Source organism: Pseudoalteromonas phenolica (assembly GCF_001444405.1).
GTDB lineage: Bacteria > Pseudomonadota > Gammaproteobacteria > Enterobacterales > Alteromonadaceae > Pseudoalteromonas > Pseudoalteromonas phenolica.
Genome location: NZ_CP013188.1, coordinates 819,773 through 845,930, shown reverse-complemented (window position 1 = coordinate 845,930; position 26,158 = coordinate 819,773). Strand labels below are relative to the sequence as shown.

Annotated in this window: 16 protein-coding genes; 3 read left to right on the top strand and 13 right to left on the bottom strand. The window is 35.7% G+C overall.

Annotated features, from left to right (window positions below; all coding sequences use genetic code 11):
• Window positions 1-2: 2 nt before the first annotated feature.
• Window positions 3-197 (bottom strand): (2Fe-2S)-binding protein, encoded by a 195-nt coding sequence (locus tag PP2015_RS20825; RefSeq protein ID WP_058032404.1) that lies wholly within the window; start codon window positions 195-197, stop codon window positions 3-5.
• Between the two features lie 266 nt (window positions 198-463).
• Between PP2015_RS20825 and PP2015_RS20820 the strand changes: the two genes are divergently transcribed.
• Window positions 464-4,960, top strand: a complete 4,497-nt coding sequence (locus tag PP2015_RS20820) for an EAL domain-containing protein (protein WP_058032403.1) — start codon at window positions 464-466, stop codon at window positions 4,958-4,960.
• A 190-nt stretch (window positions 4,961-5,150) separates the two neighbouring features.
• On the opposite strand, the gene PP2015_RS20815 is transcribed toward PP2015_RS20820, so the two are convergent.
• The 10 genes from PP2015_RS20815 to PP2015_RS20765 form a co-directional block, all read right to left on the bottom strand.
• Window positions 5,151-7,823 carry a hybrid sensor histidine kinase/response regulator gene (locus PP2015_RS20815; RefSeq protein WP_058032402.1) on the bottom strand — a complete coding sequence of 891 codons (2,673 nt, stop codon included), beginning with the start codon at window positions 7,821-7,823 and terminating at the stop codon, window positions 5,151-5,153.
• Window positions 7,824-7,982: 159 nt separating this feature from the next.
• Window positions 7,983-8,873: a cation diffusion facilitator family transporter gene (locus PP2015_RS20810; RefSeq protein WP_058032401.1), complete on the bottom strand. Its 891-nt coding sequence runs from the start codon at window positions 8,871-8,873 to the stop codon at window positions 7,983-7,985.
• A gap of 100 nt (window positions 8,874-8,973) precedes the next feature.
• Window positions 8,974-10,284, bottom strand: coding sequence for a nuclease-related domain-containing protein (locus tag PP2015_RS20805; RefSeq protein ID WP_058032400.1), 1,311 nt, complete (start codon window positions 10,282-10,284; stop codon window positions 8,974-8,976).
• A gap of 91 nt (window positions 10,285-10,375) precedes the next feature.
• A complete protein-coding gene (locus PP2015_RS20800) occupies window positions 10,376-11,356 on the bottom strand; it encodes a WD40 repeat domain-containing protein (protein WP_058032399.1) in 981 nt (326 codons plus the stop codon).
• A gap of 11 nt (window positions 11,357-11,367) precedes the next feature.
• On the bottom strand, window positions 11,368-12,324 hold the full coding sequence (locus PP2015_RS20795) for a WD40 repeat domain-containing protein (RefSeq protein ID WP_058032398.1): 957 nt from the start codon (window positions 12,322-12,324) through the stop codon (window positions 11,368-11,370).
• A gap of 1,315 nt (window positions 12,325-13,639) precedes the next feature.
• Window positions 13,640-15,790, bottom strand: coding sequence for a winged helix-turn-helix domain-containing protein (locus PP2015_RS20785; RefSeq protein WP_058032396.1), 2,151 nt, complete (start codon window positions 15,788-15,790; stop codon window positions 13,640-13,642).
• Window positions 15,791-16,027: 237 nt separating this feature from the next.
• Window positions 16,028-16,435: a DUF3325 family protein gene (locus tag PP2015_RS20780; protein WP_058032395.1), complete on the bottom strand. Its 408-nt coding sequence runs from the start codon at window positions 16,433-16,435 to the stop codon at window positions 16,028-16,030.
• Window positions 16,432-18,015, bottom strand: coding sequence for a PepSY-associated TM helix domain-containing protein (locus tag PP2015_RS20775; protein WP_058032394.1), 1,584 nt, complete (start codon window positions 18,013-18,015; stop codon window positions 16,432-16,434). The genes PP2015_RS20780 and PP2015_RS20775 overlap by 4 nt, the downstream gene beginning before the upstream one ends.
• Entirely contained in the window at window positions 18,012-18,308 is a 297-nt protein-coding gene (locus tag PP2015_RS20770) for a hypothetical protein (RefSeq protein ID WP_058032393.1), read from the bottom strand. Before PP2015_RS20770 ends, PP2015_RS20775 begins: the two co-directional genes overlap by 4 nt.
• A gap of 312 nt (window positions 18,309-18,620) precedes the next feature.
• Window positions 18,621-19,868: a hypothetical protein gene (locus PP2015_RS20765; protein ID WP_058032392.1), complete on the bottom strand. Its 1,248-nt coding sequence runs from the start codon at window positions 19,866-19,868 to the stop codon at window positions 18,621-18,623.
• Between the two features lie 260 nt (window positions 19,869-20,128).
• On the opposite strand from PP2015_RS20765, the gene PP2015_RS20760 reads away from it, so the two are divergent.
• Window positions 20,129-22,324: a carbohydrate binding family 9 domain-containing protein gene (locus PP2015_RS20760; RefSeq protein ID WP_058032391.1), complete on the top strand. Its 2,196-nt coding sequence runs from the start codon at window positions 20,129-20,131 to the stop codon at window positions 22,322-22,324.
• 115 nt (window positions 22,325-22,439) lie between these two features.
• Here the strand turns inward: PP2015_RS20760 and PP2015_RS20755 are convergent, their stop codons facing one another.
• Entirely contained in the window at window positions 22,440-24,602 is a 2,163-nt protein-coding gene (locus PP2015_RS20755) for a winged helix-turn-helix domain-containing protein (protein WP_058032390.1), read from the bottom strand.
• 111 nt (window positions 24,603-24,713) lie between these two features.
• Window positions 24,714-25,427, bottom strand: coding sequence for a hypothetical protein (locus PP2015_RS20750; protein WP_058032389.1), 714 nt, complete (start codon window positions 25,425-25,427; stop codon window positions 24,714-24,716).
• 225 nt (window positions 25,428-25,652) lie between these two features.
• On the opposite strand from PP2015_RS20750, the gene PP2015_RS20745 reads away from it, so the two are divergent.
• Window positions 25,653-26,138, top strand: coding sequence for an RICIN domain-containing protein (locus PP2015_RS20745; protein WP_058032388.1), 486 nt, complete (start codon window positions 25,653-25,655; stop codon window positions 26,136-26,138).
• The last annotated feature ends 20 nt before the right edge of the window (window positions 26,139-26,158 follow it).

The following is a 26,158-nucleotide window of genomic DNA, read 5'->3' as shown; positions in this document are numbered from 1 at the left end:
GGTTAAGCAACCTGCTCTGTTACATCAACAATTTCGATGAGCTTTTGATTCAAAATTTTCTTTGTGCAGTTTGTACATTTACCACACTGCGTTCCTACACCAAGCTGCTTGCTTAAAGCACGCATACTTGTCGAACCAGATTCAATTGCCTGCTCTATTTTTGAATCAGTCACACCGTGGCAAATACAAATATACATTAAGGTTTCTCTTAAAATTAAACTAACGTAATTTTATTCTAAACAAAAACCATTATCAATAACAAATAACGATTTTAATAAGAATTATTTCTATTGCTTCAATGATCACTTATGAATTGATGTATATATCAACAGTTAGTTTCGTAAAAGTGTATTAACCTAGCTCTACATAGATGACTATGCTAAATTTATGTCCATAATGTTAACTATTGTTTTCGACAAAATTCATAATTTGAAAATTATGAATGTTTGCTTGGTAGAATTTAATGCATTTGAAGCCTTACTTTTATCTCTTAATTTCTTTATTTTTTATAAGCTTTAATGCGTTTCCTACTCAGCAAATCTATCGACTTTCAACTGAAGAAGGGCTATCTCAAGCAAATGTTAATAACATAGTTCAAGACCCTCTTGGATATATATGGGTCTCGACTGAACAAGGCTTAAACCGATTTGACGGTTTAGACGTAGTATTGCCTGATCAAATCAAAGATTTTCTGCATGAGCAAATATTCCATATAAATATGGTAGACGACACATTTTTGTTTGTATCTACTAGCTTTGACGGAAGCTATTTGATCAATGTCCATACACTTGAAAAGAAAAAAATATATTCAGGCCGACTATCTGACAGTCAAAGCTTTACTTCCCCCATAAATGCGGTTCTAAAAGTAGGAAAAAACTTATACGCTGCGATAGACAATCATATATATAGAATTAGTTTAGTTAGTTACGAATCTCAACTCATAGGCTCATTGGAAACAGGCCAATCAATAAGAACTTTTTTATCTCATAATAAACAGTTGATTGTCGGTGCGACAGATGGCTTATATTCTCTTTCTCTAGATGCTGGAATTCTATCAAAGCATAATTTCTTGAATGGTTCTGAAGAAAATGAGCTTAATCAGAATGTTAAGCTTTTAAAGTACGATCAAGAGTTAGGCTTACTTATTGGTACAGTTGAAGGGTTGTATGCTACCCCTTTTCTTGAAAACGGCTTTAATTATGAGCAGACAAGTAATCTAATTAAATCACTAAATATTTGGGACTACGAATCAACACCTGCCGGAGACTATATTGCCACTGAGTTCGGCCTTTATAGATTTGATCGTGAAACTAAAGAACTCACTAAAACACTTTCTCTTGATAAAACAAAATTTAAACTTAACCAACCAAACATATTAGCACTTGAACTAGACGCAAATAATGTCCTATGGATGGCCACACATAATGGTGCTTACTATTGGCCATTGTCTTCACTAAAGTTTAAATCTTTAGTTCATAGCGGTTCTGAATTTATAAGTAATAACATTTGGTCAATTTATCAACTTGCCGATGGCTCAATTCTATATGGTACTGATAATGGTGTAGTTCATATACCATCATTGAGTGACACAGTAGTTCCTACTTACTACTTTCAATCTCATAATAAGAAAGATGTGTATGGTGCGAATGCAGTTTACGAAATCTTTCAAACTGACATCAATTCTAAATTTGTATACTTGGATACATTCCAAGGGTTAAAGTTATTAAACCTAGATGATAAATCAATTAGTTTGCCACCCGTTCTAAAAAGCAGCATAGAGAATCCGTTTGAAGCATTTAATAGTTCGGCTCAACAAATAAATACTCACCAAATCGCCTTTTTAACAGAAAGCGATTATTTTATTTATGACACCTCAAATCAAACTATATCGACAATTGAAGGGCTTGCCGAGCAATTACCGACAGCTTTAGCTTATCGCTTCCTTCCAACACTTCCAACTAGGCCTGACGATATTCTCATAAGCTCTATTGAAGGCTTATACGCTTATTCTTTAAATACAGAAGTATTAGCGCCAATTTATGAATTTGAAAATGTTAACGATAAGGTTTTTCAAGTCATCGATGACTGGGAAATTGTTAATGAAAGTATTTGGTTAACTTCATCTCATCACGGTTTAATAGAGTTAGACTTAAGAACTTTTCAAGTTATTCAGGTACTTAATGAAGATTTTGGGTTAGATAAACAAGCTCTATATGAGGTTATGTCTGATCCCTATGGCTTTTTGTGGTTTACAACACAATCAGGATTATTTCGCTACGAATTAAACACAGGTGTTATTGAAAAATACAATGTTAAAAACGGTTTACCTAACAATGAATTTAATGCTGGTGCTAGCTTAAAGCTCAATAATCAAACTTTTGTGCTGGGCTCAGTGTCTGGGCTCACTTGGTTTAACACTGCAGACTTTATTGAAAGTAGCAGCTTAATTAAAACACCGTTAAGTGTAACTGACATTAACATCATGTCATCAGAGTTCGATTACTATCCATCTTTTTTAGAGAAAAATGTGCTTAACTTGAATCATGATGATGTTGGTTTAGAGATTAAATTTACTAATTTTGACTTTGCTCACCAACGCAAGACTAAATTCAATGCACACATAACCGGCTCTGAAGACGTCCAACTTAAGGACTTAGACAAAACCAAATTGTTTTTTCCTAAGTTAGCTCCTGGTACTTATAACTTAATAATCAATGAGACAAGTTTAGATGGTAATAACATCATCAATAGTCTGAGTATACCCATAGAAGTTGATTATTACTTTTTGAATTCTCCATCAGCATGGTTAATTTACCTCATAGCAGTAACATCTTTAGTATTTTTGTCTTACCGACAGGGTAAAAATAGGCAGACTACGATCCAAAAAGCATTATTAGCAGTGACCACTTCTAAGCAACAAACTGAAATGGCGCTTAAATCAACAAAAAGCGGAACTTGGAAAGTCGAACTAAAAAAAGACTTGATATTTCAATACCGAAATAAAACGTCAACAAGAGAATGTGGTCAGCAAAATGAGCTTTCATTAAATCGTTTTATAGAACTTATCCATCCAGATGACAGACAGAAAGTTGCATCTCAATGGAGCGCTTTATCTTCATCAAAGAGCTCGAATATAAACCTAACTTACCGCTTGCAAAACCTAATCGGGGAATGGTTATGGTTCCAAGATATAGGTCAAGTTACAGAACGTGATGTTGAAGGTAACCCGCTTGTTGTATCTGGTATTTATTCGAATATTACTGAAAGTAAAGCCACAAATTTACAAGCCAGTATATTAGGTCAAGCATTTTCACAAATTGACGAATGGTTACTTATTTTAGACACACAACTCACACCGATATCGGTAAACCATAGCTTTTGTGATGCGTTTAGTTTAAAGGAAGAAAATGCTTTAAATGACCTAACTTTTATGACTTTTGCCAAAGTATTAGGAAAAAAGAAACTTCGCCAACTTCTTAATAGAATTAAAGCATTAAGTGCAAATCAAAACTTTAAAATGGAATTAACCGTTGAAACCAAAGATCACGTGATTAAGCCGATCCATGTCAGTGTAAACGCCATTGCGAATGATGCTGGAGTTATTGAGCATTATGTTATTGTTATGTCTGATTTAACAGAACAAAAGAAAGCCGAAAACGAACTTCGCTACTTGGCAAATTATGACAGTTTAACAAATCTTCCTAACCGTAATTTAATGTTGCAACACATTGAATTTGCAATATTTGATGTACAAAACGAAAGCACTAGTTGCGCATTATTATTTATAGATTTAGATAAGTTTAAGCCAATTAATGATGCTTACGGACATCAGGCTGGTGACAAACTACTTATAAAAATCTCTGAGAGAATTAATAATCTATTACCAGAACATTGCATTTTGGGCCGACAAAGTGGAGATGAGTTCCTTGTTTTAGTTAAAGACGTAAAAACACCTGAGAGTTTAACCACTTTGACTGCAAACCTTATTTCAGTATTACCAGAAAAAATAGATTTAGATGGGATCTCTGTCAGTGTGTCAGCAAGTATTGGTGTAGCACTATATCCGTTTGATGCAAAATCTTCGGAAGAGTTAATTCGCCATGCAGATATTGCCATGTTCCAAGCAAAACAGCTTGGCCGTAATGGCTATAAATACTTCACCAACTCAATGATCGAGCAATATAACCGTAAGATGGTATTAGAGACGGCTTTAAAAACAGCATATAAAGACAGTGCTTTTTATAATCATTATCAACCGATCGTCAATACATCCAGCGGCAAAATGATTGGTGTAGAGTTATTGCTTAGATGGCAACTTAATGGAGAAAATATCTCTCCCGCAGATTTTATTCCCATCGCAGAAGAAACCGGTTTAATAGAATTAATGACTGAGCAAGCTCTAAAGCGCGCATTGGTAGAGCTAAAGCCTTTATTTGACAAAAATGACCAATTTTATTTATCTCTGAATTTATCCCCGATTCATATTATCAGGGCTGAAACGGCAGAGAATCTATGTAATATCTTATCTTCATTTTTATTACCAACTTCCAGACTTAGACTTGAGATAACAGAAACCTCTTTAATGGAAGACAAAGAAAAAGCAAAGGCCTCTTTGAATATGTTAAAAGAGGCTGGTTTTAAACTACTACTTGATGATTTTGGTACTGGCTATTCTTCTCTTACTTATCTTAATCAATTTCCAATAGATATAATTAAGATCGACCAATCGTTCGTTAGGAAAATGGATGAACAGCACACCAATAAGTCTATCGTCAAAACGATCCATTCATTGGCACAAAATTTAAATATGTTTTGCATTGCAGAAGGTGTTGAAACGCAGACCCAATTAAGGTTCTTAACTGACCTAGGCTGCCATTATATGCAAGGGTATTTTTTCTCTAAGCCTTTACCAATATCAGAACTACTAGAAAAAGAACATAAGACAACGAGCTGGAGATAATAAATCGGGAATGTATAATCGTAGTAATTTACATGTATTTGCTATTAGCAAAAGTCACATATAAAGATCCAGCTTGAATTCTCATTGCTACTAAAATTGTATTCACGTTAACTGAACTTGGTTTCTATTTATAATTCATCAAAGATATTATTAGTGGTTACGATTGAGTGTCTATGTGGATTGAAAATGGTTACGTATGAGAAATATATTTTGCAATGGCTTTATTAAGCGATTCAAATTCTATTGGCTTAGCTACAAAATCATTCATACCAACTTCTAAACAACGTTTTCTATCTTCACTGTAAGCATTAGCCGTTATGGCTATTATGTAAGGGTCGCCGTATTTATTTGCTTTGTCTCTTATTCTTGATGTGCAATCTAGGCCATCTAAAACAGGCATCTGACAGTCCATAAAAACCAAAGAAAATCGCTTTGTTGATAGTCTTTGCAAGGCTTCTTCACCATTACCCGCCGTAAAGACTTGGCAATTAAATTTAGCTAACATCTTTGTTGCGACTATCTGATTAACCAAATTATCTTCTACTAAAAGTACATCAAGACCATTCAAGTCTGATAGAGAGGCCTCTTCTTTTACCTCATTTTCAGGAGCAGATACATTTGAAGGGATCCTAACCGTAAAGATGCTTCCTTCAAACTCTGTGCTAGTTAATTCAATTTGACCACCCATTTGCTCTGCTAAACGTTTGCAAATCGTTAACCCTAGACCTGTGCCACCATATTTTCTAGTAGTTGAGACATCTGCTTGTGTGAACTCACTAAATAAATGTTGTTGCTGTTGTTCAGAAATTCCAATACCCGTGTCTTTAACGAAAATAATTAACGCATTATCTCTATATTCTACTGATAAGTTTACCTCACCTTCTTCTGTAAACTTCATGGCATTGCTTAACAAATTATTAGTTATCTGAGTAACACGCAATGAGTCTAACTCGAGATATTCTGGCAGTTCAGGAGATGCATAATAATGAAAGTTAACCTTTTTCTTAGTAATTGAAGAATGGTATATCGAGGCAATCTCATCGAATAATTTACGCGAATTAATCACTCTGATGTCTAATTTCAATGCGCCAGCTTCTATTTTGGAGTAATCTAAAATGTCGTTCAAAATTAGCAACAAGTTTTTAGCCGAGCTTTGAATTATTTCCAGTTGATTTGCTTCTTCAGCACCGTCGTCATATTCATTAATGAGTAACTCTGTCAGGCCAATAATTCCATTTAATGGGGTTCTTATTTCATGACTCATATTCGCCAAAAACTGGCTTTTAGCTTTACTTGCATTTTTAGCATCAGCAACTGCTTCTGTGAGTTTTTTTGTTTTTTCATCAACTTGTTGTTCTAATTTAAGATTAAACTCAGTAAGCCGCTCATTTAGTTGCTGATTCTCTGTGTTCGCCATCTCGAGTTTGGTAAAACTGAACGTGAGTTTTTTCGTTAATTGATAGAATTGTTGGTGTAACGTTTGAACTTCCAAAAAGTCATCTTTTTTATCATAGCCCTCATAATTTTGTTTGCTTGGGTCAAACTTGTTTATCTCATTACTTAGTACAGTGATAGGAGTGACTAATTGCTTAGTTAAAATACCGATTAGAAAGCGACAAATAATGATAATTATGATTGTAAGAAACAAAGGCGTTAGCAATGAATTAATGGCGGTTAGATTAACATGTGCTCTATCTAGCAGAGTCACTACAGTCCACCCTAATTTATCGGACTTGAATACCTTCTGATAATAAACTGTACCCTCTTTATCGGTAAAAATATCCTGCTGAGAATTGGCTAAAATTGCGTACTTTTCTGAATCGATAATATCTAAAGTGCTAAATTCACTTCCTAATGAGCTGTATACAACTTGTTGCTTAGCGTCTAAAATCAGTAACTCACCGTGATGGGACAGCAAAGTTGGTATAAATTGTTCAAAAGACTCAAATTTAAGTGAAGCTTCAAGAACACCTACTAAAGCATCGAACTCATAAACAGGCACAGATAAAGCGACAATCGGTTCATTACCAAAACCTCGACCTTTAAAAACACTTGAGATATACCCTTTTGGGTGGCTAGGGGCTTCAATAAAGTACTCTCTATCTGCAACACTTGGAAAATCTCCAACAAAACTGTCTCCCAACAATTGGGGATAAAAGTTTACTACTTCCGCTTGTGGAGAAATGTAGATACTTGTTCTGAACCCATCGTGCATTTCCACTAACTGTTCTAGAATCAAATTGATATCTACACCTTGTGAAATACTGTGACCACTTATGCGAACAGCTCGAAGATAGCTTTGCAGATAATCATCAATTTGCTTATTAATATTTTGCGCCGAGTCTGATAACTTCGACTTCACTTCTGATTCAACCCTACTATAATGATTATTCGTTAACACCACAGAGGTCGTTACAATTATTAGCAGTACCAATAAGTTAACTGTACGATTAAGAATCGAATAAAGCGGCATGTATTGCCATTTAGATTTGTTTACAAACAGGCTGGCTAAATCAACAATAGCTAAACATACAATTGCATTAAGTAAATACTTAGAAAGTGCTGTGAATACAACTAGGTCCGGAAGCTTTAACTGAACATGACCAAGGAAATAGAGTAAGGGTAATCCGCATATAAGCCAGAACAATATGCCTCGGAAAAATACCATTTTCCCTTTCGATATTGCCAATTGGTTAAGCCAGATTATCTCCAATAGAAATACAATGGTTGGCCATGAATGCCCCCACCGGTAAAAAATAAATGCTGTAACAATAGCGAGCACCAGTACGCTATGCCTAAAACCTAGCGTTACTAATGCACCAAGTACAAAAGCTTGCCCAAATAAGAACTCAGAATTATCCAAGAACCACAAAGGTAAAAGATTTATTGAGCCACCTAACACTCCTAAAAAGATTGCGAGTATTATAGATGTAATATTTTTATTCAAAGCAAACTAGAGCTTGTTTATTCTATATATCCATAAAGTAAAGTAAAAATCACTCAGTGCCAAGTACTCATTAAGTTAATGTTCAGAACAGTTGTGACTTTCAACTTGAAGCACACATTGAGATACACCAAAAGTATTATTTAGAACATTTTCAACCTGTTCTCTACAAGACTGATCATGCGAATCAATTGTGCAATGGTGCTTTAATACAATATGCGCGCCTACCGCTAATTCATTATCAACACGAGTCACAGTGACACTATGGACACTTTCAACGTGATCTGTTGTCAGTATTTTAACCTCAACTTGTTCTGGGCTAGGTAATTGCGTTTCTTTGGACAGAAGCCCCTTCAAACAAGCTCTTACGACTTTGAAACCGGTAAACATTACAAAGAATGAAATCAACATACTGGAGATAATATCGATTATTTGGAAACCCGTAAGATAAATTAAAATACTTGCAACGAACGTTGAGACAGTTGACAACAAATCAAAAAATGAATGAAGGAAAACAGCATACACATTAATACTTTCTTTGCGGCCTTTATACAGTACCCAGGCCGATAAACCATGAAATAGAAAGCCCAAAGCTGCAACCACGGACATTATGTATGTATTTACAACTTCACCATTTCCATCATGATGATGAGTAAGCCTTTCACTCCCTTCATAAAGAATTACAACCGAGATCGTTAAATAGAGCATGCCGTTAATAAGACCGCCTGTAAATTCGGCCTTTTTATAACCGTCACTGTAATTTTTAGCTAAATGTACAGCAATTGAAGAAGCAATAAGAGCAATAAAAAGAGAACTATTGTGAACAAATAAGTGGCCAGCATCAGCCAAAACAGCAAGTGAATTTGAATAATACGCACCAGCCAATTGAATCAACATGAAAGTACAGGTTATAGACAGAGCGATTAAAAGACGTCTTCTGGAAGCCTGATGAGTAGTGATGTCAGTCATTTAAGAAACGAGTACCTGAACAAAGAGGAATGATATACAGTCGCAATTGTAACTTAAAATCCTCCCCTTGTGCACAAAAATATAAGTGCCCGTTTTACTGCTAATTTTCCCATCCAGAATTTTGTGACTTTTTTTCACCTAATTTACTGAACAAATCTTTGAATGGGTTACTCGATTTATATTCGCTTAATAACAGTACAAAATGAGATATTTGTTCTTGTGTAAATATTTTGTCTTCGTAGCTTTGAATTCTCGAAAGTAATTGGCCTGTTTGAAAGACGTTCTTTGGCATATTTGTTCGAAAGTCCGCTTCTTGGTCGAATACAATTAACCCGTGAATATGTTCTTCAATACCAAAAAGCTGCTTTACACCTGCAAGTTTCATTGGCAATTGCCTACTCGGGCTTGGAAAATTATTTCTATTTTTCCCAATTTGTTCTGACCATACTTCTGATGTTGTATCAGCATAAATTCGGCCTGTTTGTGGCTGGCAACTTATTACAAATACACCATAAGGAGATAAAACCAGCTCATCAATGTCAGCCATACCACTTGGTATTGGTAGACTAATTTTGCTGTACAACGTGTAATCATCAACTGATAAATGTTTAGAAAGGTATTTGTTTATCGCAACGTAATTAAAGTGTCTGGTAAACAGTTTTTTGGCGACTGGTCTAAGATACTTAATTAAGATTAAAGCCGTTATTAACACCGCTATAAAATATAAGTAATCATCAATATATATAAAAAGTGTATCAAGTCCTGTTGTAGGTGTTTGAAAGTTTTGATTCATAACTAAATCATTATTAGATATTTTATTGCCAATGCTTACATTCCCTTTGACTGCCTGAACTTCTGTAGGCGTGCTCTCTACCGAACTTTTAGGCTCTACTTCTGTGTTTAACTTTTTTTCTTCAAGCGTTTCAATCGTACTTTTTGTATTCGATTCTGTAGGTTTGTTTATTCTATTTTGACGCCATTGCTGTTCGAACAACTCTTTAAATCGATTTAATTCGTTATTGCATCGAAGTTTATTTACAGAACTTAATGGTTTAGAGAGACAGTAAGTTGGCGCTGTATAAAATTCACTCCATGCTTGCTGTTTGATGTCATCTGAATATAACCGCTGTGCTTCTGTAACTGACTCTGAATGAAGAGGCTCATTTACTTGGGCTTTGGTTTTAGTTGAAAACTCTGTGTGTTGACAAAAAGCTTCTAGTCTCTCTTGCAAGCGGCCATAACGATTACTCAAAGACTGCAACGAAACGCCATTCGCAGAATTCATTTCAACAGTAACGCTTTGGTATTCTTTATAAAACCGAGCACATTGCTCATGGGATAGATTAGATTGGAAGGCCGTTGATGAAAAAGTAAGAGCGGCCATTATAAATAATGCGATTCTAATTGACATGTTTATCCTTCAACCTATTTGCCTTCTCTATATTAAAGACTAGATGCCACACTTTTATTCTAGAACTAAAAAACTAATTTGAATAGTCACATTACTCCTTTGTTAAGTCCCAAACTTGATAAACCCCCTCACTTGTAAAAGTTAAAATTTTATTTTTATTAACCATAAGGTCTAAATTGGTGCTGCCAAGGGATAAAGTTTTACTATTCCATGTAAACAACTCATTTCCTGAGCTAACATCCCATAAAGAAATGTCTGTTTTAGGGGTTGTCGTTATTAAAAATTCACCTTCTCCATAAAACTCCCCAAGTCTAAACCAACGGAATCTTGCTGTGTAATTTATCTCAGAAATTGACTTACCATTATCCAACATAAAGAACATTTGTTTATCTAATACATCAGAAACAAATGATTTATTACTAGATTCATCAATTACAAGAGTGCTTACGCGGTTTTTTAACTGTTTAGAGTATGTTTCTTCTAAATTACTCACCGCAGACTTGATTACTTGCCCGTCTGTTCCGCTTGTTAACAAATATCTGTCTGCTGATAAAAAATGAATATGATTTACAGTACCATCATGAATTATTTTTTTGACAGATGAATTACTGGCTCGGTTGTATAGAAATACAGTCCCATCTGTCATACCAACAGCAATTACACCAGCATATTGTGAAACATTGATCGAAGATATTTTTGCTAGCGGTTCATCGCTAAAGACCTTTAAACTGCCAATCTTTGACTTTAACTTTATGTCCCAGAAATCAATGTAATTTTGACCGCTAAGTAGCAAGAGGTTTTCTGATTTTTTAAAATAAACAGCTCTGAGATCCTCAGGCGTCTTTGAAGGCGGCAATGTAAACACCTTTTTCTTAGTACTTAGCTGCCAAATGGAGACAAGCCTCTTTTCATCAACGACCAATAGCTGCTCAGAATCACTTGAGAATTGCGCTAAATAAACTAAATCCTGACTATAACGATACTCGTCAAGCTGCTCTATTGAAAATTGGTTCTGCTCTTCACACCCAAAAAGTAGGAGCATTACAAATACTAAACTCAAGGATTTTAACATTTGACCTCACTTCAAAGTGTATTTAACTGAGTTAGATCCCATTTCTCAACCATTGCATCTGAGTTAACGGTAAGGAGCTCACCTCTATCATTACTATACATAGCCAAAATCGTCGCTGTAGGTGTCTGCACATGACTTAGCCAAGTACCCAGTTCTTCCCCTGTTATCGTATCCCATATAGTAAGATGGTTTTTTGAAGATGAGGTAGCAAGCAAATTAGCATAATTAATAAAATGGGCCTGTCTAAAAACCATAAAACGCGCCATATATTGAAGCTTTATATACTCATCGCTGTTTAAATCAGACCTAATTAATTGAGTTTTTAAAGCATCAGAAACAAACAAACGCTGTTTTTGTTCATCAATAGTCAAGGTAGTTATCCTGTGAGAAAACTCCTGTTCAGAAATTGGCTCAGGTGATGCAAATACTCTATATGAAAGCGATCCATCTTGCGATGCTGACCAATAGTGTTCATTGTCGACGAATAATAAATGGGAAACTGGCCTGCTGTGTGGCTTAAAGCGATTATTTAACCTTGTTGAGATAGTCGCCATATTAATGGCTCCATCTGACATACCAATAATTAACTTATCGTTGTCATTCGAAATTGCAATGGATGATATTGTGGCAAATGGTTGCAGCCCTGAAAAGTTAGTTTTTCCAATTAGACCTTTTCCTACAACTGACCAAATTGCTACTTCATTATCATTGGCAACTAACAGCGTAGAACCATCAGTTGACATAATTGCTAATTTCGCTCCATCAAGTTGATCTTTTTTTGAAACTTTAAACTCAACTGAAAAATTATCTGCATTAAAAACAGTTACTTGACCATCAAAACCCAACATCATTAAAAGTTTACCTTTCTTCGAAAATTGAGCGCTAATCAGTTGCTGTTCACTCAAGTCAGTGAGCATCCCCTGGTTTAACACCACTTCTTTACTGCACCCAAATAACGCAATGATCATAAAAAGGCAGATTATATTTAAATAGAACAATGGTAACCTCAAAATCAAAGTACAGCCTAAAATTGATATGCAATTTTAATGCAAGAAACAGAACTAAAATTTTTCTAGATTGTATGTCTAATGACAAAATAAAAATAGTGAGAGTTTAAAAGAAAATAAATCAGAAATGAAAAATGCCAATCATAGGACTGGCACGGATTAACTTTTAATATAGTTATAAAGTTGGCACTATTTATTGTGTAGGTAATGCACTTACTGTTTGTAAATTAGTATTTTATTAAGCACAACAATATTTATTAATTTATCAATGCAAACTTCAATTGAATTATCAAACAAACATCATGCGTCCTTGCTGTTTATTTCTCCTTGGTCAATCCTTTAAATAACTCGCACTTACCCTCCTTGCGATTTGCGAATAGTGACCATTCCTTGATTAATTCAACCACTCCTTGATTACCTTAACCTTTCCTTGATTGCACTAACCTTTCCTTGATTACACTAACCTTTCCTTGATTACACTAACCTTTCCTTGATTACCTTAACCATTCCTTGATTACACTAACCTTTCCTTGATTACACTAACCTTTCCTTGATTACACTAACCTTTCCTTGATTACACTAACCTTTCCTTGATTACACTAACCTTTCCTTGATTACACTAACCTTTCCTTGATTACCTTAACCATTCCTTGATTACCTTAACCATTCCTTGATTACCTTAACCATTCCTTGATTACTTCAACCTTTCCTTGATTACTTCAACCATTCCTTGATTACTTCAACCATTCCTTGATTACTTCAACCTTTCCTTGATTACTTCAACCTTTCCTTGATTACTTCAACCTTTCCTTGATTACTTCAACCTTTCCTTGATTACTTCAACCTTTCCTTGATTACTTTAACCATAACTGAAATGTTTAGGCTAAAATTTGTGTTAACAAATAATAATAAATTAAGATTCAACTTTTTTTGAAAACTTTCCTGGTAAACCCTCAACGACACACTTGAACCCTGTAGTCTTAGAAGGCAATGAAGGATCATCAGTCCCGGTCGCACCAGCGATATAAATTGTTTGTGAATGCGAGAGCTTATTACTAGAGAGCTCTTTAAGTTTCTTTTTATTTAAAGATAAGAACACAGCTCACCTCGTTATTGTTATAAATTGAAAAACAAATCACGTTATGAACTTTCATGCATCTGGTTGTAGAACCGAGATGCTCTGAAAGACAACTCAATAATAGCGAGCGTTTATGAATATAGTCATGAGTGATTAATTACAAATACCTGATAGAGTAAACTCACTTTTTAGTAACAATTAAAATGCTTCAAGTAAAACAACCTCATTACTTTTTAAAGTATGAATTTGAAGGATAAATTTTTCTACGCTCTCATTTTTATCAACAGAAAAATCTAAAATAAACTTTTCACTTTCTAAGTTTTTACCAAACAGAGATGTCTCTTTTTGTGTCTCCAGAGAGTACTTTATTAAATTTTTCCCTGTCGAATAGTAGATGTGTTCATCAAGATAGCACCATTTAATATATGGATTGTTTGGAACAGATAGTAATAGTTTAGAGGTCCCTTCTGTTGGGTCAAACAAGTGAAGATTCGTGTAAAAATCTTGATAAATAATTTTATTAGAGTACGCCTGAGCAACCTGATAGGCATCACTGTGTATTATCTTTTGAAGTTCTTCTGAATCTAAATCATACATCCAAATATGCTGTTCACTTTGCTCTCCTTCGAAAATCAGTAAAAGTCTCGAGTCATTAAACCAACTAACGTGCACAACTTGTTTTTCAAATACAAATTTATCCACCGTTCTATTTTCATAAGGTTTGTATAAAATAACTCGATTGCCATGTGATAAAGCAAGTGTTCTTTCGCTTTTATTAAAATCGCTACTAGAAACAGTATTTATATCCAATGAGCTGGGTAAACGCTTTAGCTCATTGTCGAGGTAATAGTTCAACGTAAGCTCTTCATCTTCTCTGAAAAAATAGAAAATATTTCCATCAATAACAGGCCCAAATTCATACATTCTTGTGTCAGTAATCTGTTTTAGTTCGTTATTTAAAGTATTAAAAGTGTAAATATCGGCGTCTGCGGTACGAGTAGTTGCTAAAAAAACATCTTGGCTTGTAATCATGTTACTAAAACGCTTTGATGAAACTGACTTTTCTTGAAGAGAAACAGTCTTAATATCAAATGTGAATAAAGACTGTGAACTTGGAACATACCAAAAAAGTTCTTCTGAATCTTCGCCCCACTCTACTCTATTAATTCTTACATTAGATTCGTAAATCTTACTTTGCATACTTCCGTCAAGTTTTGCTATGTAGATTTGGCTATATCCAGTTTGCATCCTTACAAACGCAATTTTTTCTTTGTTGGGTGATAATGAAACAAATCGATCTCCGAAAGAATCAATATTTGGAGAGGTAACTTGAAACTCCTCACCAGTGCTTAAATCTCTGGCAACCAAAGCAGATAAACTAGGTACATTTCTATAGCCGAATTTCGTATACACCATTCGGTTATGTTGATCGTCTGAAACCATACTTAAAATGTATTGAGAATCACACTCAAGCACCTTTTCTTTTGAATCAACTTCATTATTAATTTTGAAATCTGCACGCCAAACTTCACATACTTTTTTATCGTTATTTATAATTTGATAATAGATACTGTTACTATTAGAAGCCCAGCCTATAGGATAACTATCAAACTGCTCCGAAATAATTTTCGTGTTCTTATGAGTCTCAAGATCTATTAGAAATATTTCATCAATCCCTGTTTTTATATTTTCTTTAGTAACGGCTAATTTTTCACTAGAAGGGGATAAATTTAATGATGCATAAATACCATCTTCTGAGATAGATAATTTCTTTGACTCTAACCTCAAACTCTCTGGTTGTTGCAAAAACCAATAGCCTATGAAAAAGAGAGAAACAACCATGATTGATATTAAAATAGTAATTTTGAAATACAAAATTTGCTTTAAATGGGCTGATATTGAACTTTTTTCTAATTTTCTAGATGCATATAAGTGCGGAGTAACATCAAACTTTTCATTTTCATAACTGTATTCTGAAAGGTCATGCTGTGCAGAGTCAGAACTTAAAAGTTTTGTATCTAAAATCAGCTCCACATCACATACAAAGCTATAACCTTTTTTGTAATGAGTTTTAATTAAAATTTGCGCACTATCTGAAGATTTGAGGATTCTTCTTAAGTCAGAAATAGCTTTATTAATTGCATTATCATCTACGTAGTGGTTTTCCCAAACACTACTGATAAACTCATCACGAGAAACAATACGGTTAGGATTGAGAATAAAGTATGAAAGGATTTTATAGTTGAGTGGTGTAAGCTCTTGTGTAGTTCCACCACTCACCAAGCTACAACTTCTTGTTAAAAGCAACCAATCTGCAAATTTAACCTGAGTAATATTAGCATCTAACAAAATCACACCACCTTTTTAACTAAGCAGCATTATTATAAATTTAAAATATTGCATATCAATCAGTTATTCATACTTTGATACACTCAAAAGCAAATCTATGTAAATGAATTATTCTTTATCGACAAGTGGGCCTATATAAATTCAGGAGTTCCAGAAGGGTGATTATGTTAAATTGAGTGTGTTATTAATAACTTCTTAGCTATCCCTCCAAGAAATTATTAATAACTTAACTTGAATTTAAGAGTTAGCATTCAAAAAGAAGGCGCCAAAGCTGGCAATCAAAACTGTATAAACGACTAAATACAAATATGCCGTACTAAATGAAATCACACCAAAAAGCTTCTTAGGAAGCCATAACAAACTAGCCGCAGTATTTGTCTGATTAAATGCAAACATCACACTCACGATACTTCCTATAAATGTGAGTAGACCACACACCCAAGCTATACCAACACCGACTCCGTTATCAAAGATTAATAGCGCAATACACATAGCCAGCAATGCGTAGCCAACATGTCTAAAACTAGATTCAAGTTTATTGTTTCTTTTAGGAAAATTAGAGAGCTGTTTGTTGTACTTAGGCATTGCAAGCAATAAGAAAAGCAACGAATGAAACATCATTAGCATTGATAAAAATACAATCATGATACATGACCTCTTTTAAAATCAGGGTCTATCGAGTGTTTTTGTTGCTTAACTTTTACATTGAATATTTTATTTAGATAGTTACCCAAAACAAAACAAGCCATTGCAACGGCAATGCAAACCACATCTACCCCTGCAAACACCCAGTTTTGATTGAGTAAACTAAACAATAAGTTGTTATCTGTGGTTATAGCATTCACTACTGGCACTAAGGCGTATAAAAAGCCTGTCAAGAAAGTTAAGCTTACCCAAGCGCTATCCGCTTTTTTGGCAGTTGCCTTTGCAACAGCAACTAAAATAAACATTGAGAAAGTAATAAATAGCAAGTTAACTTCCCACAAAGCACGTTCAGATAGCTCGACTGGCAGTACCCTATTAGCAATCAAATACATAGCAATACCTGCAGGTAAACCTAACAAACAAGCTAAATTAAGGCCTTCTGTAAAGCGATAACCAAAACTACCACCGCCACTTTTTATCGCTTTGGCTCTTCTCTTAACTGTCCATAACACCATACCTGATGCAATCATGCCAGTACCCAACAAACCTGTTAAAAAGTAAAGCCACCTTAAAGACGTTGACGCAAACAAACCTTCATGTAGAGAACGCAGTACATAGTAGAACGACTTTGAAGATTCGTGACCTATTTGCGCTTTGATTAGTTCACCGTTATTTGCATCAAATACCCATTTATCACGGCTGTCACTTAAGTTTTCGTGAATACTGCCAGCTTCAAAAATGGCATTTTTATCACCTGAATTCGAAATAGAAAACCAAGCAATAGGCTTACCTGCCATCTCTTTACCTGCTCGCTCTAATAAAGTTTGTAACTCTAACGATGGCTCACTGATACCTGACGCTTTAACACTTGTACGACTGAAATACTCTTTAAAAAATGCATCTCTACCCTCTTTTCCATCACCATAATGCGCGTTCATTATGAGTGGCATCAGAGTATATAGGAGCAGTAAAAAACCCGTAAAAGTGATCATGAAGTGAAAAGGTAAAGACATAACACTCATTAAATTATGTCCATCTAACCATGCAGTTGGCTTTTTACCAGGTCTAAAAGTGAAGATTTCTTTGAAGATTTTCTTGTGGATCACTACGCCAGTAATCAAAGCCAAGAACATAAACATAGTCGCAACACCGACAATATAGTAGGCGATTTTTGTGGGAATATATCTAAGTCGATAATGCATTCTATACAGTGTTTGGCCACCAGCCGTCGCACGTGGGGTTAACTCCTCACCAGTATAGGGGTTTAACTTTACGCGCTGGCGCTTGTTATCTGCATCACGGTAAGAAATCGTTAAGAACGGCTGCGTTCTATCAACAGGAAAGCTGACTGAATAGTTTTTTAAATCAGCGCCCTTAGTCGATAAAAACTGTTCAAGCACTGGCATTGATTCATTAACAGTTGCAGAAAATGTAGGTGTTTCTGGTGTCATCCAATCGTCGAGTTCATCGTCAAAATAACCGACGGTGCCAGTCAGAAAGATAAAAAACAGCACCCAACTTAATAAAAGCCCAACCCAAGTATGCAACCATGCCATTGATTGTCTGAATGCGCTCTTCATATTCTTTCACCTAAAATTGAAAGAAGCCAGCTAGCAGCTGCTAGAAAAAGAATTGAGATAGACAGAAGACTCACCGCCTTTTTTAAATTATTCACACTAAATGACCACATAACCACTACAGGAAAAACAATGAAAACCAGCATTGTTGACCAAGCAACGGCATGCATTTTTTCAATTGGAAGTAAGAAAGAAATACATAAAGATAAGAATATTGAAAAAGCAGAACCACCAATTACCGCAAGTAAAGTTCTACTCATGACCTCAATTTGGTGAGAGTTTAAAGTTAAACGCATGAGAACCTAAGGAAAAACACAAGAAGTAAAATGATAATAATTCTCAGTTTTTATATCAATAATTTATTTGCAATAATCATGTTCGAACGCAACTTTTACATACGTAACAGGTGTAAGGCGTTGTAATTGAGAAATAACTTAATATCAGCCAAACTGTTATGGCTTTTATGAATGGATGAATAAAAGCGGCGAACACTGTCGTTCACCCACTAAGTTGACGTTGTATTGCAACACTGTCTCTTAGAGCAAATAAGCTACTTAGTTATAGCCTTATCAATTCATTTTGGTAAGGCTTTTTTATCTAAATTAGATTTAATGATTCGCTGGAGTATTTTGATTCACCTTGTCATATTCGGCCTTACGATCTGTATGATAAATAACGGTGTATTCGAACCAATTTAGTATATTTGTGTATAGCTGGTTGTTTAGGTCCAACTGTGAAGCACTCCATTCTTTATTAAGTACCGAACAACGTTGTTTTAGCTCCGTATTTAACACTGATATAAGATTATTTTCAGCCTCAGATAAAGAACTAAAATATTGAACATAAGCAAAGCTGGACGCATATAAAGCACTACGATTTTCTAACCAATGCCCATTTGGTTCTATCAGTTCTTTAAAACTAAGTGGCTCGCCTAGATGTCCACTTCGCTGTGCCCATTGTTCATAATCTACAAATAATTCTGGCGTTTTATGATCAACATAATGTGCAAAATATTGTGCTAACCCTTCTTGCGCCCAGCGATGCATATAACCAAATTGAACAAAATTAATTGCATGAACAGACTCATGCACCAAAACCTGAAGTAAACGCGTGCCCAGTATCTGATTTTTATCATTATGAGGGATTTTTACAAATCCAGTATGTAACCAAGGTAAGTAGACACCTTGCACTTTTGCTGACTCTTCAGCGCCATGTTCAGCAAGTGCATTAAAGTACTGTGTGTGATTCAGGGCCAATTTAATATTTATATCTGTTTTGAAAAGCTTTTCAGGACCTAACCATTTTGAATATGTTTCATAAACTTGGTCAAGGTAACCCCGCATTTGAGTTTTTATCCATTTTTCAGTGCTTTCGTTATAAACTGAAGAAATAGAATACTCCCTGCCGTTATGTAATATCACAAAATTTAAATCGTAATAGTCAGAATAGAATCGATTTGTTTGCTTAGTGTCGGGGTCATATATTTCTTCATAAGTTAAAGGTGCTAATTCCATATCTTTACAAAGCCTTTCTTGGACAGGAGAGACTTCAACCAACTCCCAAGGGTGAGGCTCATGTGCTGTAAAAGAATGATCTTGCTCTATAAATTTCTTATTTACTCGAGTGACTTCTTTATTATTCTCTTTCGAATCAATAGGCAGCTTCGATGTGTTTTGTGTTAGCTGCTGCTCAATTTCTACATCAGTTACCTTTACTTCTAAATTTTCAGTTATATCTGTTCGGGTTTCTTGTTGTGAGACAGACGTGATAAAAAGTTGCACAAGAACAACTAACGCAATAATGACTATTGCCACACCTGTAAAGATACGTACTCCTACTCTGTTGTTATCGCTCATATAATCTTGCTAGCCTTTTAAGTTATTTAACTGACCCTATAAGACTTAACTAATATAAATCAAAAATTTACTTTCCCACAGATAAAAAAGACACCTTAAAAACGCTCTCAAACCTTACTAAAGCTATACCAAATTAGCTAAGCTTCTGTATAAATTAAATAAATCACGTTTTTGTCACGTTTTTTCTCAGCTTTATCACTTCTTTCTATACGAATACTTTCAATATGAATCCTGTGTTTAATCAACTTAGTAGTCGAACCATGGGCAATATCAAACAAACAAAATTTAAGCTATCAGCTTTCATCAAACACTTTGCTATTTTAGGGTTAGTAAGTTCACCATTTATTTATGCAAGCGATATTTCGAACTATCAAAATAGAAGTGTCAGTCCTCCTAAAATAACAAGCGCACCAGAAATCGACGGCATTATCACATCATCTGAGTGGAAAGATGCGCTAGTTATTGATGACTTTGTCGAATTCCGTCCTGAAGTTGGTCAAGCGCCCGACCATCCAATTAAAGCATTCGTTGCATATGATGATGAGTATTTTTACGTTGCGGCTCATATTACTCAACCTCATAACACCATTACAGATAGGCTACTAACCCAAGGCAGTAATGCTTGGAATGAAGATTATTTCGGTTTAGTGCTAGACACAAACTACGACAAGTCTGATGCCTACCTTTTCCATGTCACGCCTTCGGGGGTAAAAATTGATGGTCTAGTCGACGGTTCAAATTACATAGAAGAATGGAAAACCATCTGGTATGCAAAAACAAAGAAAACAGACAAAGGCTGGGACATTGAAATAGCTATCCCAATGCAGTCTATTTCATTTGATGAAACAAAACCGAGCTGGGGCCTGCAATTAAGATATAAAAGCTCAAAACCATATCAGCAATATTATTGGAACCTCAATAACACACAAGACAGCCCGTGGAACGCAAACCAAGTTGGTGAAATCAAAAACATTAGAGGGATAAAGCAAGGTAAAGGCATTGAAGTTCGAACCGGTTTAAGTGTAAACAAAGTAAGTGATGATTCAAACTTTGAACCTAGCATGGACATTGGATATAAATTCACCCCAAATCTAACAGGATTACTCACGCTTAATACTGATTTCAGCGGAACAGAAATTGATGCCCAAGACGTAAACATGACCCGCTTTAGCAGCTATTTTAATGAACAAAGAGATTTCTTCTTACAAGATGCTCAACTATTCCAATTCGGTCAATTCGCGCCTTTTTCAACTAACGGCATGCCATTTTATTCACGTCGGATCGGTTTAAGTCCAAAAAGTGAAGTATTAGATATCAATTGGGGGACAAAATTAACTGGCCAAATCAGCGAAACGCAGCTCGGTGTTTTAAGCGTGAATCAAGATAGTGCACAAAACAATGAAGGAGGTGGTACCACGCAATTAAGTGTTGCTCGTGCAAAACAACTTATCAATAAAAATCATTCATTTGGCGGCATTTATACTCAAGGATCATCAACAGGTAATGACGACTCAACCCTAGGTGTTGACTATAGTTATAACGATATAATTTTTGACGACCAAAGTATCCGATTCAACACTTGGTACAACGATGTAGATAATGAAATGGCAACAGGCGATGACACAGCATCTTATGGCCTGCAATTAGAATTACCAAATGATACCTTTTATTGGCGTACTCGTTATCAACACATTGGTGAAGATTACAACCCATCTCTAGGCTTTGTTAGTCGTAAAGGTATTGAGTATAGCGAACATGTTACTCACTACAGAGTTAGACCGAGCGAAGGCGTATTATCAGAGCACCTAAACTTTTTCATGTTTGTAGCAGGTCGTTTTGCAACTCATGATTTAGAGGGTGAACTATTAAGCGAACGCATAACATTTCAACCACTTAGTTTTCAAACCAAAAATAGTGACAGTTTCAGAATTGCTTACAACCGGAAAACTGAAAAGTTAGTACAAGACTGGGCATTTTCAGATTCAATTAGCTATAAAGCAGGCGAGCATCAATTTGATAGCTGGCAATTCGTTGCAAGCACTGGCACACAAAGGCCGTTTTACACTACTTTCACCGTTAACTATGGCGAACATTTTAGTGCCGACCTAGTCGATTACTATGCAAACTTATACTATCAACCAAATCGTCATGTTTACTTGAATGTTGGCCGAGGAAGTTATTACTATGAACAGAACAACAATAAGTATGCAGTACACCGCAGTCATATTCGTTTAAATGTCGCTATTAATGCCGATTGGTCTTGGAACACATTACTGCAGCACAACACGAGAAGTGAGCGGTTTTCATTATTCAGTCGTTTACGATATCAAAGCGCACCTGATGAGCTTTATCAAATCAGCATAGCTAAAGGGTACGACGTCAGTGAGGGTTGGTCTGACAGAGTAGAAACCAATGATGAAACGAGTCTAAAAATAAACTATATCCATCGCTGGTGATCTGAATAGCAATAACAAAAGGGCTTAAAACAGCCCTTTTGTTATTGAGCTTTTAAATGTCACTCACAAATATAGAAACCCGCCAGTACAAAGTAACGCTTAATATTCAAATAAGTTACTGCGCAAGAGTTCTATGCACTTCACTGCTTAAATGCACTAATTTACTGTGAACAAACCTGCCATCTTTGGCTGTAAGTTCACGACCTATATCGAATGGAAGAAAATGAGGTTCAGCGCCAATCGTTAACTCAACCCCCATCCACTTTCCTCTTTGTTCACTTGGGTATAGAAATTGATTTTCGTCGATCACAGCAGCCAATAAAGGAATTGGCTCATTTAAGCTGACTAGCTCAGACGCTTCATCAATCGAGCCATCTATAGTACTTGCGTCAAATATTGATGAAAGGGGTAAATCATAAAGTGTACGCTCGTTCACAATCATGATCACATCTCTGCCACCATTTCGTTTCGACATAACACGATCAATTTCAAAACGCTCGCTGCCAACCAAGGTATGAACCTTTTGCATTTGCGTATTATAAATATCAACGCGCACCTGTCCGTTTTCTCTCACTGACACTGCAAAAAGCTGATTGCTTAACCAGTCTAAGCTTAAAATATTGCCCGTCAATGAAATCGTTCTATCAGCCAGGTTCTTATCAGCTGCCAATAACCAAATAACTTTGCTTTCAAAGCTCGTTATCCACTTATCATCTGGAGACAAAGCCAAGCCATAAAACCTTAAATAGGCATTAAAATCGCTCACTTGCTCGGCTTTACTTTGCGCTGATTGTTTATAAATTTGTGTTTTACCCGAACGTTTTGAGAGAAAATATAAATCGTCAGATGTGTTTGCAAATGCAGGGATAAAGTCATAACTACTCGAGTTGTCTATTTCGAAATCAATACCTGAGTTTTCAGACTTGCCTAGCCATTCAATGTTATGGTCAGCAGCTTCAGTGGTAAATACAAAGTCATCATTTACGTTGATCCGTTCGATATTACAACAAATATAGTCACTAAAACTGGCCACTAGCTTAGGCTTAACATCGGTCTCTAAGCTTTGATAAAGTAACTGTGTCGCTGGCGGCGCATTCGTGTAAATTACCCCTTTTTTGTCGTGCGACCAAGCCACATTGTTAGAGCGGTAAGGCAACGTAAACTCAGGACTTATATGTGAACGTGCCTTATTTTTATCTTCAAACGCAAGCTCAGATTCTTTTGCAGTAATATCTGATAAAGCCAATTTGAAAACACCACTGTGGCCAATCGCCGTATGTGCTAATAAAACAACATCATTATCTGCAATTTCGAACCGTGACGCTGTCCATTTTTTTGCTAAATTAAGTGAAGCAGTATTAAACGCAACGTCATCAAAGTGCGCATATGAAAGGCTATTCGCTTCATAGCCTTGGCTGCTATGGTTAATAAAATAAATACTATCGGTATTTGCAGTATACTCATTATCTCGCAGCATGCGCTTTGGACATGCAAGCTGGCTTTGCTCTGTGATCACAAAATCGCCAGACTCAATAAGCCCCTTGAACCAGCCACATTTACCTGCTTTATTTGCTCTCACAACTAACTGCCCACTTTTATCAAAACCAAGTAAATATGTAATCGATGAGAATGGGGTAATGATTGGTTGAACATCGTCTTTCCCTAAATCAACTGGTCCCTTAAAGAGCTGTCCTTCACCTTCTGTAAAGTTAATAAAAAGCACAGACTCTTGATCTAAAGTCACAACCGGTGATTGTTTGAATCCTGTCATGCGAGTGAGCGTTTGCGTATGACCATATTTAGGCTCAGGTTGATTATCTGAATAAGCAACATAGCTCATAAGTACAACGAACGAACACAAACATAAAGACGCTACAATCTTCGGCCATCTTGATTTTTGTGCGCTTTTTGAAAAGGAAGCATGCTGTTTAAGAGTTTCTGGATGGTCTTTTTCAACCCTAACTGTAATCTCTTTAATTTTTGCAACAAACCGGTACCCTTGCTTAGGCACAGTTTGAATATATAAAGGTGACTTAGGGTTATCATCTAACGACTTTCGAAGGTTTGCTACTAGCTTATTAATCGCATTGTCACTGACAATAACTTGTTTCCAAATCGCTTGTTGAAGCTCATCCCGAGAAACAATACGCTCAGGGTTAGCAATAAAAAATTCAAGCAAAGTAAGCTGGCGAGGATCTAGCTCAACAACCTTACCTTCTAGCGTTAAAATTTGAGTGGCTTGGTTAAACTCACAACAACCAAACTGAATAGACGACATAAAACGATCCCTATTAAACAAGCAGAGCCACTTTAGTTGATTAAAGCGGCTTTGTTAATAGCTTTGGGACAAAACAGACTTTTAGTTTAACTCACTTAACCTAATGAATAGTTACATCTCTCTTCGTATAAGTTCTATTGTTCCAGTTGCAAATGGTCCGGTTCCAGCAGGATCTTTATCATTATGTATAGTCATCCAATACCCATTTGCATCACCCGAACGAGGCATATACATCATCGCCGTACCAATCCACACTTCTGAATCAACTGGATCTTTAACGGTATAGACCAAGGCTGCAGTATCACCTAAATGTTTACCTTCGGCACTGAAGTCACTCAACCTTGTTAATGTGCTATCTCGTTTTAATGTCCAACGCATCTTACCAGTCAAACTGATGTCTTCACCGAGCGTTTCAACGGTAATGTCTAAGAACTCATAATCGTATAAAGAAGAATGAAACGCCGTTTCTTCGCCTAAATCACTCGATGCCAAATCAACCCCAGCACCAATATAACGCGCCCTATATTCTGGAAGATGTAGCCGTTCATCTTTATCAAGCCTAATTTCAGACAATAAGTGCAATACAACACTTAACAGCCCAACGCCTAAAACGACCATGACCAATAAAACGCCAGAGCGAATATGAAAGCCTTTAATACTCTCTATTTGCTGCTCTGCTTGAATCGAGTCTCTATTTTTTGTCTCGACACACAATGCACTGGCTTGTTCATAGTTAATGCCGAGTATATTTGCAATACGTCTTAGCTCAAACTCAGTGAAACTCTGCGGTTCACGCCACTTTTTATATAGGGTTGACTCCCCCATTCCCACGTCTTTAGCAAATCTCCGATTCGTCAGTCCTTGAGTCTTAATATATTCCTTTATCCGCATCTCAATTGCACTTTTCAAAATAATATCCTTTATATTCAGTAAAGTAGAGTTAGATAGAGCGCTATGGATAGTACAAATTTACTTTTAGAAACTCAAGGTTAACATCTTGAATCATCTGCAATCGGGCAGATGATTTAGAAACTTTTAAAGGAAATAAAAATGAAGAAACTTAAGAAAATTATGTTTATAGCTAGCTCAGTATTTATACTATGTACTCAACCAGCCAAAGCACAGGACATTTATTACGCTTTCGAAAATAATGGATATTTTATTAACGCATACATTCATAAAGATTCAGGAAATGTAAATATGTGGCATAGCGCTGACCTGCGTGATGGAATATGGACTTGGTATGGTTCAGATAATTTAGCCTTAGCATACGGACCTGATTTGTGTTTAAACGCTTTTAATCCAGGCCAATCATCAAATGTGGATGTCTACACTTGTAACAGGAATGACCCTGAACAACATTGGGAATTTATAGGTAAAGGATCTAATATACAAATTCGCTTGAAAAACACCAACTTTTGTTTAAATGCTTACAAAGTACATAATGGAAGCAATTTAAACTTATATAAGTGTAATTCTTCAGATCCTGAACAAAGATTTAATGTTCAAAAACACTTGCGAATCCCATTAGACTAAATCATTAGATGGCTAAGGTT